This window comes from Corallococcus sp. AS-1-12, from assembly GCF_020036995.1.
Lineage (GTDB): Bacteria > Myxococcota > Myxococcia > Myxococcales > Myxococcaceae > Corallococcus.
The window spans coordinates 109214-121896 of record NZ_JAIQDD010000004.1 but is presented as its reverse complement, the minus strand read 5'-3'; the positions used below and the strand labels follow the sequence as shown (position 1 = coordinate 121896).

Annotated in this window: 8 protein-coding genes; all 8 read right to left on the bottom strand. The window is 70.9% G+C overall.

Annotated features, from left to right (window positions below):
• Positions 1-155 precede the first annotated feature (155 nt).
• Positions 156-1199 (bottom strand): methyltransferase, encoded by a 1044-nt coding sequence (locus K8556_RS07755; protein ID WP_223739384.1) that lies wholly within the window; start codon positions 1197-1199, stop codon positions 156-158.
• A complete protein-coding gene (locus tag K8556_RS07750; RefSeq protein WP_223739383.1) occupies positions 1196-2335 on the bottom strand; it encodes an aminotransferase class V-fold PLP-dependent enzyme in 1140 nt (379 codons plus the stop codon). The genes K8556_RS07755 and K8556_RS07750 overlap by 4 nt, the downstream gene beginning before the upstream one ends.
• Positions 2336-2337: 2 nt before the next feature.
• Positions 2338-3753, bottom strand: a complete 1416-nt coding sequence (locus tag K8556_RS07745; RefSeq protein ID WP_223739736.1) for a tryptophan 2,3-dioxygenase family protein — start codon at positions 3751-3753, stop codon at positions 2338-2340.
• Positions 3754-4034: 281 nt separating this feature from the next.
• Complete coding sequence (locus K8556_RS07740; RefSeq protein ID WP_014393466.1) at positions 4035-4454, bottom strand: response regulator; 420 nt, start codon at positions 4452-4454, stop codon at positions 4035-4037.
• On the bottom strand, positions 4447-7413 hold the full coding sequence (locus K8556_RS07735; protein ID WP_223739382.1) for a response regulator: 2967 nt from the start codon (positions 7411-7413) through the stop codon (positions 4447-4449). Before K8556_RS07735 ends, K8556_RS07740 begins: the two co-directional genes overlap by 8 nt.
• Positions 7414-7424: 11 nt before the next feature.
• On the bottom strand, positions 7425-8588 hold the full coding sequence (locus K8556_RS07730; protein WP_223739381.1) for an FIST signal transduction protein: 1164 nt from the start codon (positions 8586-8588) through the stop codon (positions 7425-7427).
• A 27-nt stretch (positions 8589-8615) separates the two neighbouring features.
• Positions 8616-10487, bottom strand: a complete 1872-nt coding sequence (locus tag K8556_RS07725; RefSeq protein WP_223739380.1) for a cytochrome c3 family protein — start codon at positions 10485-10487, stop codon at positions 8616-8618.
• A gap of 267 nt (positions 10488-10754) precedes the next feature.
• Entirely contained in the window at positions 10755-12608 is a 1854-nt protein-coding gene (locus tag K8556_RS07720) for an ATP-binding protein (RefSeq protein ID WP_223739379.1), read from the bottom strand.
• Positions 12609-12683 lie beyond the last annotated feature (75 nt).

Genomic DNA, 12683 nt, shown 5'->3' with positions numbered 1-12683 from the left:
GGCATACAGGCTCCTCCCGTCTGCGTGTGGCTGGTTACCGCGTCTGGCCAGGACACAGTCTGAACATCCCCCCTCCCGTTGTGACCTGGAGGAGGGGGTCAGGTGTCCAGCGTAGGACAGGGCCCGCAGGGCAGGCCAGGACGTCCCGGGGAGGCTCAGGGCTTCGTGGCCACCACCAGCTCGAAGGGGCCGGGGAGCACGTGCGCGTGCGTGAAGCCCGCGGCGGTGAGCGCCTCCAGGTAGAACTCCACCTCGCGCAGCCGGCTCACGCACGTGTCCACGCCGATGAGGAAGTAGGACCAGAAGAACTGGGCCGCCAGCCGCTCCGGGGTGCGGAACTCCTCGCAGATGAGCACGCGTCCGCCGGAGGGCAGGGCGGTGAAGGCGGCCTGCATCAGCGACCGCGCCACCTCCGCGGGCCAGTCATGCAGCACGCGCACGAACGACAGCGCGTCGTAGCCCGTGGGCAGGGGCTCCTTCAGGAAGTCTCCGCCCACGAAGCCCATGCGCTGCGCGGACAGGCCCGCGCGCTCGCGCGTGCGCGCTACGAGCGCCTCCGTGGCGGGCAGGTTGTAGACGTCCACGGCGAGCGCCGGGTGCTGGCGCAGCAGGGCTTCCGCGAGCGTGCCGTCCCCGCCGCCCACGTCGAGCAGCCGGGACTCGGAGGGCCACAGGGTGCCCGCGTGCGCGCGGAACGTCTCCAGGATGGGGCCCAGGCCCGCGGCCATGCTGGCCTCGAAGCCCTCCACCTGCTCGGGCGTGCGCGGAGGCCAGTCGAACGACGCGGCGGACATGGAGTGCTGGCCGCGCAGCGTCTCCGGCAGCCGGCCGTGCAGCGCCTTCCAGTCGTACTTCTCCCGGTCGCGCTCCAGGGACTTCGGGCCCAGCACGGCCTCCGCCGCCGCGCGCAGGCCGGGCGCGCCGCGGTAGCGCGCCGCCTCCAGCGCGTCGCTGGGCTGCTCGCGCTGCACCAGGCCCAGGCTCTCCAGGCAGTCGAGGAACTTGTAGAGCCGCTTGGGGACCAGGCCGTGCTTCGCCGACAGCTCGCCCAGCGTCACCGGGCCGGGCTCCAGCGCGTCCAGCAGGCCCAGGCTGAGGGCCGTCTCCACGATGTCCAGCGCGCGGGCGCCGTTGAACAGCAGGTGCAGGAGGGCGCGGGGCGAGGGCGCCTCGCGGGTGGGGGGAGGCATCTGGCTCATGCGACCTCCTTGCGCTGCTCCTCGAGGAGCGCGTCCATGAAGGCGTCCACTTCCTCGGGCGTATTGTAGAAGTGCGGCGCGGCGCGCAGGAAGCCCCGGTGGCTGCAGATGAAGCCGCGCGCCACCAGCCGCTGGGTCACCCGGGCGTCGCCGGGGAAGCTCAACGCCACCACGCCGCCGCGCTGGTGCGGCTCGCGCGGCGTCACCACGCGCAGGCCCGCGGCGTCCGCGCGGGCCATCAGCCGGCCGGTGAGCTTCAGCGAGTGCTCGCGCACGGCGTGGATGCCCACGCCCTTGAGCAGCTCCAGTCCGGGCTGGGACAGCAGGACCATCAGCGGCGCGGGCGTGCCGCCCATCATCCGGCGCGCGTCCGGGGCGTAGTCCGTCGTCTGCTGGAAGCCGAGCGGTGAAGCTCCGGCCAGCCACCCGGTGGCCGCGGGCCGGAGCGTGGGCAGGAGTCCCGGGCGCACGTACAGGAAGGCGGCCTCGGAGCCGCCCAGCCACTTGTGCGCGCCGCCCATGAGGAAGTCCACGTCCAGTTGGCGCACGTCCACGGGAACGGTGCCCACGGTCTGGTACGCGTCCGTGGCGATGAGGGCCCCGGCCGCGTGCGCGGCCCTGGCGATGCGCGCGACGTCCAGCACGGCGCCGGTGGCGAAGGCGCCGTGCGCGACGCAGACGATGCGCGTGCGCGCGTCGATGGCCGCCTCCAGAGCGGCTTCGTCCACGCGGCCGTCCTTCGACGGGACGACGACCAGCTCCGCCCCGTAGCGCGCGAAGCCCTTCCAGATGAAGGGCACGGTGGGGAACTCCAGGTCGGTGACGACGACGCGGCGGCGCTCTCCGGAGAAGTCCAGGCACGAGGCCAGGCGCGACAGGTGCGCGCTCAGGTTGGTGTCCAGCGCGACGGAGCCGGCGGGCGCGCCGATGAGGTCCGCCACGCCGTCCGCGTAGGCCTGCATCTGGGACAGCCAGGTGTCCCAGGTGTCATCGCGCCACGCGCGCATCGTGTTCCAGTACTGCGCCAGCACGCCCTCCACGGCCCGGGGCAGCGCCCCGGTGGAGTTGCTGTTGAGGTACGTGCAGGTCTGGAGCAGCGGGTACTCCGCGCGCAGGGCTCCCGGGAGTGCCGCCACGGTCACGACTGGCTCCGCAGCTCCTGGGCGTGGGCGTACGCCGACACATGCGCGGCATGCGAGTGCGCGTGAGGCCCGTGAGGTGCCGGAGCATGGGGCACCGCCGCATGCGGCCCGTGAGCCACCGGCGCATGGGGAGCGGGCGCGTGCGGGGCGTGGGCCACCGGAGCATGTGCCGCCGCGTGCGGAGCATGGGGCCCATGCGGGGCCGGAGCCGGCTGCGCGTGCGCGGCCGGAGCATGGGCCACCGGAGCGTGCACCGCGTGGACCGCCGGAGCGTGGATCGCGGACGCGTGCGGAGCATGGGCCGCCGCGTGCGGCGCATGGGGCACGTGTGAAGCCGGAGCCGGATGCGCGTGGGCGGCCGGAGCATGGGCCACCGCCGCGTGGGCCGCAGCCGCGTGGACCGCAGACGCGTGCGTCGCCGGAGCGTGGACCGCGGACGCGTGCGTCGCCGCCGCGGACGCGTGCGCCGCCGGAGCGTGCACCGCGGACGCGTGCGCCGCCGGAGCGTGCTGGGCGTGCATGGCGTGCATCGGGCAGCCGCCGCCGGTGCGCGCCTCGTGCGCGTGGGCCGGGGCCGCGTGGGCCACGGGCGCGTGGTGCGCGTGCGCCGCCGGGGCGTGCGCCTGGGCCACCGGCGCGTGCACCGCCGTGTCCTTCATCGCGTTCATCGCGGCCATCGGGCAGCCGCCGCCGGTGCGCGACTCGCCGGGCGCGTAGCCACCCTCGCGCTTCCAGCCCGCGGTCAGCTCCACGCGCACGTCCCACAGCGCGCGGAACAGCGGCAGCGTCATCCGCGCCTGCAGCACCTGCGAGGGCAGCCCGTCCAGCGCCTTCACCGTGCGGTCGATGCCAATCGTCCGGCGCACCAACTGGTAGTGCGCGTACAGCCACCCCTGGAAGCTCTCATCCACCGTCAGCAACTGCTCGCAGACGTGCTGCAGGTCCTTCGGCCCCCCAGCCGAATAGACCTGGAACAGCGTCAGCCCGCGGCGCGCCAGCATGCGCTCCATCGCGGCCTCCAGCCCGTCCGCCGCGTGGCGGAGCGTGTTGTAGCCCGGCGACTCCTGGCCGCTGCCGTTGCCCAGGCTGCGGCGGATGACCTGGTACTCCGCCGGCGTCATCGTCTCCAGGATGGCCATCTCCGCGCTGATGCCGGCGATGATCTTCTGCACGCGCGCCAGCCGGGCCACCACCGCCCACAGCGCGTCGCGGTCCATCTCCGCCACCACCTCCACCATCTCCCGCGACGCCAGCTTCAGGTACAGCTCCTGGGACTGGTGGACGATCTGGAACATCAGCTCGTCATGCGAAACCAGCTCCCCCTCCGGCGACTGCAGCGACAGCAGGGTGTCCGTGTGCAGGTAGCGCTCGTAGTCCAGCTCGCCCTTGCCCACCCACTTCTTCAACATCACGTTGAACAAGGGTTGAGTCAGCTCCTGCTTCAGCTTTTCCGCATGGCTGTAATCAGTCGACGTATGCAAGGTGCCTCCGGGGGGACGCAGGCAGTACATGGTGGGTGAGGCGCGCCCCAGTCAGGAGGAACAGTGAGCGCGTAAATCTCTAGAAGCGACTACCTTACAGCCCTTTTGGTGAACTTCAAGTCATACAGGGCTTGCGGGTTATCGATTTTTGAGATTCCCATCCGTCCGGAGTACGGGGTGGCCCGAGGGGTCGGGCTCACCCAGGGGGCGGGTCAGCTCTCAACCGGTGAGGGATTCCGGTTGGGCGACGCCGGGCGAGGCTTGAGGCGCATGGCGTTGAGCTTCTGCGCCAGCTCCGCGCCCTGGACGCTCTTGGAGATGTAGCCGTCCGCGCCGGAGGCGATGGCCAGCGAGCGCAGCTTGGCCTCGTCCGAGGCGGAGTAGAGGATGAAGCGGGTGCCGGGGGGCGCGTACTGGCGCGCCAGGCCCACGACCTTGTCCCCCTTGAGGGCGGGGAAGTTGACGTCGATGAGCACGAAGTCCGGCTCGGAGGCGCGCACGATGTTGGACACGCCCAGGGCGGACGTGTGGGTCTGCACATCGAACCCGTACGCGCTCAGCGAGCGCTGCACGAGGTCGAGCAGGTCCGGATCGTCGTCCACGACAAGGACGCGCGGTTTTGCTTCAGCCATGGCTTCTCCCTAGGTACTGACGAATCGTCTCGATGAGCTGATCGCGGTCCAGGGGCTTGGTCATGTAGGCCGTGCAACCGGCCGCCTGCGCCTTGTCCTGGTATTCGCGACCCGCGTGCGCCGTGACGGCGATGACGGGCACGTTCTGCCCATCCGGCAACGCGCGGAGCCTGCGGGTGACTTCCCAGCCGTCGAGCCGCGGCAGGGACAGGTCCATGAGGATGAGGTCCGGCGCGTCGTTGCGGGCCCGCTCCAGCCCCTGCTCGCCGTCCTCCGCCTCGATGAGGTCATACAGTCCGCCAAGATACCTGCGGACGATGTCGCGGTTCTGCTCGCTGTCCTCCACGTACAGCACGCGGGGCAGCTTGCCCGCGGACGCCGCCCGCTGGGACATCAGCAGGCCCTTCGCCTGCGCGATGACGTCCTCCAGCGCGTGGCCGCCCTTGCGCACGAAGCCCGCGAAGCCGTCGCGCAGGAGCGTCTCCTCTTCCTTGGACAGCGTCTTGCCGGTGAGCACCACCACCGGCACGGACAGCTTCTCCGCGCGCAGCCGGCGCAGCACCTCGAAGCCGTCCAGGTTCGGCATCATCAGGTCCAGCACCACCAGCGACGGCGGCGACACGCGCGCCTTGAGCAGCGCGTCCTCGCCGTTGCGCGCCTCGTTGGTGGAGAAGCCCGCGCGGCGCAGGTTGCGGCTGACCAGCTCGCGCGTGGCCGCGTCGTCGTCCACCACCAGCACGTCGCCCGTGGCGGCGGAGGCGCCCGCGGAGGCCAGGCTCTTCTGCACCACGTCCACCAGGCGCTCCGGCTCCACCGGCTTCACCAGGTACTCGCACGCCCCCAGGCTGAAGCCGCGCGCGCGCTGCTCCTCCACGGAGACCAGGATGACCGGGATGGCCGCCAGCGCCGGGTCGCTCTTGAGCTGGCTCAGCACGGACCAGCCGTCCATGCGCGGCAGGTGGATGTCCAGCAGGATGGCCTGCGGCTTCACCTCGCGGGCCAGCTTCATGGCCGCGATGCCGTCATTGGCCGTCACCACCCGGAAGCCCGCGGGCTCCAACTGGCCGGTGACGAGCTGCTGGATGAGCACGTCGTCGTCCACCACCATCACCGTGCTGCCCGGGCGCGCCATGGGCGCCAGCTTCTGGGCCACGTCGTGGAAGGGGACCAGGCGCTCCGTGGCGTGCGGGCTGTCCGCGCCCACCGTGGTCGCCAGCACGTCCGGCAGCCGCACCGTGAAGGTGGAGCCGCGGCCCAGCGTGCTCTTCACGTCCACCGTGCCGCCCAGCACGCGGGTCAGCTCGCGCACGATGGCGAGCCCCAGCCCCGTGCCGCCCACCTTGCGCGTGGTGGTGCCGTCCACCTGGCGGAACTTCTCGAAGATGAAGGGGAGCTGATCCGACGGGATGCCCACGCCGGTGTCCTCCACCGTCATCAGCAACTCGCCGCCGCCCGCGGGCACCACCGTGAGCGCCACCTCGCCGGTGTCCGTGAACTTGGCCGCGTTGCTCAAGAGGTTGAGCATGATCTGCCGCAGCTTCAGCGCGTCGGTGCGGATCTCCTTCGCCTCGGTGTCCACGTTCACCGTGAGGGCCACGTCCTTGCCCTTCAGGTACTCCTTCACGGTGGCCATGCACTCGTCGGCCAGCTCCTGCACGTCCACCGGCTCGGTGACGACCTCCACGCGGCCCGCTTCGATCTTGGACAGGTCCAGGATGTCGTTGATGAGCGCCAGCAGCGTCTTGGCGTTCGTCTTCACCACGTTGAGGTCGCGCCGGCCGTGCGGCGTCAGGCGGCTGCCCTCCTCGCGCATGAGCAGGTCGCAGTAGCCGATGATGCCGTTGAGCGGCGTGCGGATTTCGTGGCTGAAGTTCGCCAGGAACTCGCTCTTGAGGCGCACGGCGCCCTCCGCCTCGCGGGCGCGCTCCTCTTCGTTGCGCTTGGCCACGGAGAGCTCCTGGGCCAGCCGGTCCAGGTCCTCGTTCTGCTGGCGGATGATCTCCATCTGGAGCGCGCGCTGCTGGTAGCTCGCCAGGGAGCGGGCGGACACCGCGCGCGTCTTCTTGATCTCCTCCAGGCTGGCGGCGAGCTGCTTGTTGGCGGCCTCCAGCTCATCCCGGGAGGCGCGCAGGGCCTCCTCGTTCTGCTTGCGGTCGGAGATGTCCTCCGTGACGCCCAGCACGAAGCGCGCGACGCCCTGGTCATCCAGCAGCGGAATCTTGCGCGTGGCGAAGATGCGGTCCACGCCGTCCGCGCGGGCCACCTCCTCGAATGTCTTCATCCTGCGCGTCTCGAGGATCTCCGTGTCGATGGCGATGAACGAGTCCGCCTGCTCCTTGGGGAAGTAGTCGTGGTCCAGCTTCCCCAGCAGCCACTCCTTGGTGACCTTGAAGGCGTCCGCGAACGTCTTGTTCACCACCACCAGGCGGCGCGTCTCCGCGTCCTTCACGAACAGCACGAAGGGCAGCGCGTCGATGATGTTGCTGAGCAGGTAGTTGGTGCGCTTGAGCTCCACGCCCGTCATCTGGTGCTGGGCGCGCTCGGCGTGCAGGCGCAGCTCCCGCGCCACCACGAAGGGCAGGTGGCCGTAGCGGTCCTCGCAGACGTAGTCGCGCGCGCCGGCGCGCATGACGGCGGCCAGCGTGTCCGCGCTCCAGGTGGGCGCGCTCACCACGAAGGCCGTCTCCCGTCCGCGCTTCACCCAGGCGGCCTGGACGTCCTCCCAGCCCATGCCCGGCAGCTCGGAGCCCACCAGCACCAGGGCCCAGGGGCGCTCCAGCGCCTGCTCCAGGGCCTCCGGCGTGTTGGCGGGCTCCAGCGTGAGCATGGAGAGGATGTCCTCCCGCTCCAGCGCGTCGCGCATGGCGCGCGTCTCACGCTCGCTGCCCACCAGGAGCAGGGACAGGGTGTAACCGAGGGGCGCCTCGGCGTGGGCCACGTCGAACGGGTGCTGGGCCATGGTCTGGTGACTTAGTTGGAGCCGAACGCGAGCACGGTCAGCGTGGTGTTGATGTGGAACCCCGAGTAGATCTCGAAGTGCACGTTCATCCCAGCGGCGGAAGGCGCGAGCTTCATGGCCTCGGAGAGCTTCGGCACCGTGCCAGTGGCTCCCGCGTACCACATGCGTCCGCTGCAGTGGAACAGGAGGGCGGCCTGGGGGTTCTGTACCCGCCTGGGCAGCTCCTCCTGGAAGAAGTCCCGCGTCATGGCCGCCAGGTCGCCGGCCTTCATCAGGTCCAGCTCGCTGCCCTCCTCCAGGAGGTTGGCGAACAGGATGGAGCCGTCCTCCAGGGGACGCCAGGCGGCGCGGATGAAGTACTCGCGGCCCACCTTCAGCGCGGTGGGGCGTGACGCGAAGCCGCCCGGCCGCCCGAACTCCAGGTCCGCGATGTTCTCCACGCCCAGGATGTCCGCGTAGCGCCGCGCCGCGGGCTTGCCGTCAATCTCCAGCGCGCGCGTGTGCGTCTCGTCCACCTTGGTGATGGTGAGCCGCTCGCCGGTGGGCACGTACCAGTGCGAGCGCAGCGCGGCCCAGGGGGCGTTCGTCTTGAACAGGGCCACCAGCACGCCGTCGCCGGCCACCTCGCCATCCACGTGGATGAGCGCGGACTGGCGCGCGGGGTCCGTCTCCGAATCGCTGGCGCCGCCGCCCACGAGCACCAGGGTCTGGTTCTTCTCCAGGATGCCCAGCAGCAGCTCTTCCTTCTTGTAGCGGAAGCCGTCGTCAATCACGAGGCCCACGTACCGGCGCGCGTCCAGGTCCTGCTGGCGCACGCCCAGCTCCTCGCACGCGCGCTTGATGGCCATGGCGCCCGCGGCGATGGCGTCCCCGGCCAGGCCGCTGCCCAGGCCCAGGCCCACCTCGAAGTCGCCGGACAGCGCGCCCATCACCACGCTGTTCTCGTGGATGCCGTTGTTGTCCAGCTCCCCGGCGGTGGTGGCGCCCACCAGCCGGGTGTCCTTGGGCAGCCGCTCCCGCAGCGCGCGGTTGAGGGCGCGCTGGTCCCGCTGGCGGGCCGCGAACAGCGTCACCAGCTTCGGCGGGGGGCCGTGCAACTGGCGCAGGAGGTCCTCGGCGACGGCGACCGGATCCGTGAGGGTGGAACGAGCCGTCTGCATCTTCACGTGCGCCATGAGGACCTCCGTGCGAACCGGCGGCGGCTAGAAGCCGCTGCCGGGGTGTGTCTTGTGACAACTGCCGGTGCACTGCTGGAACGACTCGCGGCCCCCGCCGACGTACATGGACTCGATGGGGCCGAACCTGGCCACGTGGCTCTCCGGGTAGCTCTTGTGGCACGACAGGCACGCGGCCTTGCTGGTGCGCTGCGTGGTCTCCTGCTTCAGGTGGCAGGACGAGCACTTCTCCAGGGGCGCGTCGAAGCGGTTGGAGCGCGAGTGGATGAAGTGCGTGCGCACGAAGATGGGACCTTCCAGTTCGAAGCCCAGCGGAGCATGGCACGACGAGCACGCCGCGCGGTTGTCGTTCGCATGCAGGACTTCACCCAGCTCGCCGCCCTTGCTGTGGCAGGTGTTGCACGGACCCGTGGTCAGCACCGCGCTGGTGTGCGTCTTCGTCCCCACCTGGATTTCGATGGTGCGCGACGCCGGCACGTCCTCGCCCATGTACACGCGGCGCGCCTTGGCGGTCACCAGGTAGGTGCCGGGCTTCACGTCCGCGGGCAGGGTGTAGGTCCAGGTGTCGCTCACGGGCGCGTCCCAGCGGCCGTCGTTGGGGAAGAAGGCGCCGCCGAACAGCTTGTTGGACGGGGGGAAGGTCATGAACTGCGCATAGACGCCGTCGCGCGCCGGGGTGGCGATGGTCTGCACGTCCTGCGAGTCATCCAGGAAGGCCTCCAGGTCGACGATGGTCCGGATGGGCTGGATGTCCTGCGCCGGCCCGATGAGCTGCGTCATCATCATCCGTTCCTGGTGCTTGCGGCGATAGTAGGTCGTCGTGGGGTTGAAGAAGGCCTGATAGTACTGGATCCCCGCCGGGCTGCCGGGAGCGCCCGGAGGTGCGACCTCATTGTAGGTTGGGAGGCTCCCGGCCGGGTGCAGGCGCTTGCCCTTGCCGTCCTTCAGGGTCATCTGGAAGGTGACCTGTGACCCGGGGGCGTACGTGCCGTCCTTGCGGGGCGCCGTCAGGGGCTTGATGTCGATGCCGAACCCGTAGCTGAACTCCGGCTTGGACACCTGGGTGACCGGGATGAAGTAGGGGGCGAACGGGCGCAGGCTCCAGCGCAGGCGCAGCCCCACCGTGCGGGCGTTGAACGTGAGGGTCTGCTTCTTCGCGTGCTCGTACGCGTTGCGCAGCTCCACCAGGGCCTCTTCCTCATAGGCCGTGGCGCCGGTGCAGTCCGTGAGCGAGCGGCAGTCGCGCGTCCACTGGATGGCGCGCATGCGGCGGATGAAGAAGTCGTCACGCTCCGTGCGGCGGGTGTCGTCGCTGCCGATGTTCAGCAGCACCGGCGCGCCCGTCAGCACGCCGCGCGCGTCCACCGGCTCCACCGTGAAGAGGCTGGTCGCCTTCATCCACGCCGCGTCCCGGTAGAAGCGGCGGCGGGTGAACGTGCCGTCCGGGTTCGACAGGCCCACGAACTCCTGGTCCGCCAGGCGCACACCCGCCCACCCAATGGCCAGGAAGTCACTGTTCTGGCGCAGGCCGTCCACGCCCTCGTCCCGGGTGGCGTTGATGGAGGCGCGCAGGTCAATCTGGTTCACCCAGAAGGTCTGCCCGGCCTTCACCTTCAGCGGCACGCCCTGGCCGTTGTCCACCTCCAGCGCCAGGCCCACGGGGGCCTCGCGGTTGCCGCCGCCCAGCGACAGGTCCTGGCCCTGCGTCGCGAGCTGGGGCTCGGCACCGGACTCGGCACCGGACTCCATGGGGGCGGAAGGCGCCAGCTCCGTGGACTCCGGACCACCGCACGCCACCGTCAGGCTGGCGAGCGCCGCCAGCAGGCTCGCGCGGCCCGCCGTGAACAGGCGGGAGGAAGTGCGAGGACACAGCTCCCGAATCGTGACAGCTCCACCCATGAGGGGACTCCTCCGAACGCGTATGTGCGGACGGCTGCCGGAGCAGCGTCGCGGCCAGTGGACCCGGGTGCCCTGGCGTCGGGGGGACGCTGGCGGAGGGTCGCGCTCAAATCCGGCTTTGCCGGAAACAAGCAGTTCTAGCCGTACGGAGAATATCCACAATCAACAGACCGATTCAACTTCTGAGAATAATTCTGCTCAGAGGCGAATTCGAACTGTTCGTGACTGAATGAGAAGGGCTCATGGGGCGCAACCCACCCAGGAGGGTCAGGCTCGAATCACGTTTCCCGTTTCCTCCTGTGCTTCCTGGGTGAACGGGAGTTCGACGGTGAACTCCGAGCCCTCTCCGGGCCGCGAGTGGACGCGGATGGTGCCGCCGTGGGCCTCGACGAGCTGGCGGACGATGTAGAGGCCGAGGCCGAAGCCCGGCGCGCGGCTGTCCGTCGTGACCCGCTCGAAGCGGGTGAACAGGCGCTGCTGGGCCTCCGCGGGGATGCCGGCGCCGTGGTCCCGCACCGACATCTGGACCCGGTGTGAGTGCTCATCCACGTTCACATGCACCTCCACCGGCTGACCCCGGCCGAACTTGAGGGCGTTGCTGACCAGGTTGGTGAGGACGCGGTCCAGGCGCTGGCGGTCCCAGCGGCCGCGGGCCGCGCTCCGGGCGTGGACGGTGAGGGCGCAGCCGGCGGCGGCGGCCTGGTCCTCGTGGCGGGCGGCCACCTCGTGGGCCAGCTCCGCCAGGTCCATGGGGCGGGCCTCCAGCACCAGCCGGCCGCCGGACAGGCGCGACAGGTCCAGCAGGTTGTGCACCAACTGGCCCAGGCGCTTCGTCTCGTCCTCGGCCAGCAGCAGCCCCTCGCGCAGGCGCGGGTCCTGTGCGTCCGCGGGCGCGCACTGCAGGCGCACGCGGCGCAGGCGCAGTTGCAGGGAGCTGAGCGGGGTGCCCAGGTCGTGCGCCGCCACGCCAATGAGCTCCAGCGCGTTCTGCGTCGCCGCGAGCAGGCGGGCGTTGTCCAGCGCCAGCGCGGCGCGGGCGGACAGCTCTTCGATGAAGGCCTGGTCCACCGCGCCGTAGTGGCGGTGCGGCCGGGTGGACAAGAGGCACAGCGCGCCCAGCACGCGGTTGTCCACGACGAGCGGCACGCTCAGCGCGGAGCGCACGCCCAGCGCGCGCCACAGCTCCGCGCAGGTACTGTCGCTGACGGAGGAGGGCAGCCGGTCCGGGTCCACCTCCGCGAAGCGCTCGGCGCGGCCGGTGTGCATGACGCGCGCGGGGCCGGGCTCGTCCTGGGACGGCCTGCGCATCAGCGGCTCCCACAGCCGCGCCTGGGTGGCCGCGTCCGCGCACGCCACCGCGCCGGGGCGCACGCCCTGGCCGTCCGGCAGGTAGAGCACGCACGCGTCCGCGACCTCCGGCACGCACAGGCGGGTGAGCGCGTTTCCCAGCTCCTTGGCGCCGGCCTGCGGCTGAAGGACGCGGCCGGCCTCCGCGAGCAGCGCCTGCATGCGCTCGGTGCGCTTGCGCTCGGTGATGTCGCGCGTCACCTCCGCGAAGCCCTGCAGCGTGCCCCCTTCCGCGTAGAGCGCGGTGAGCAGCGTCTCCGCCCAGAAGCGCGAGCCGTCCTTGCGCATCCGCCAGCCCTCCGACTGGAGGCGCCGCTCGCGCGCGGCCCGCTCGCGGTGGGAGGCGGGCAGCTCGTGCGCCACCGCGTCCGGCACGTGCAGCACCTCCACGCGCTGGCCCACGATGTCGGAGGACGTCCACCCGGTGAGCCGCTCCGCGCCCGTGCTCCAGCAGGACACCGTCCCATCCGGCTCCAGGAAGCACAGCGCGTAGTCGCTCACGCCATCCATGAACAGGTGCAGCCGCTGTTCGCTCTGCACGGCCTCCGCGTGCATGGGACCCAGCGCGTTGCGCAGCACCATCACCAGCGCGACCAGGGCGCCCAGGCCCAGCAGGCCCGCGAGGATGTCCGCGACGTGATGGAAGAGGGCCCCGTCGTCCACCGTCAGCGTGTGGGCCGCGAACACCAGGGTGGCAAGCAGGATGAGTCCGGCCAGAAGGCACACGGACAGACCCGCTCCGACCCGCTGAGCGAAGGTCCAACGTCGCAGCATGTGGCACTCCCCCCCGACGGCACCGAGCGCTTCTGTGCAGAAGGACGCTCAACATCACCGAAAAGGTGGGGTGAG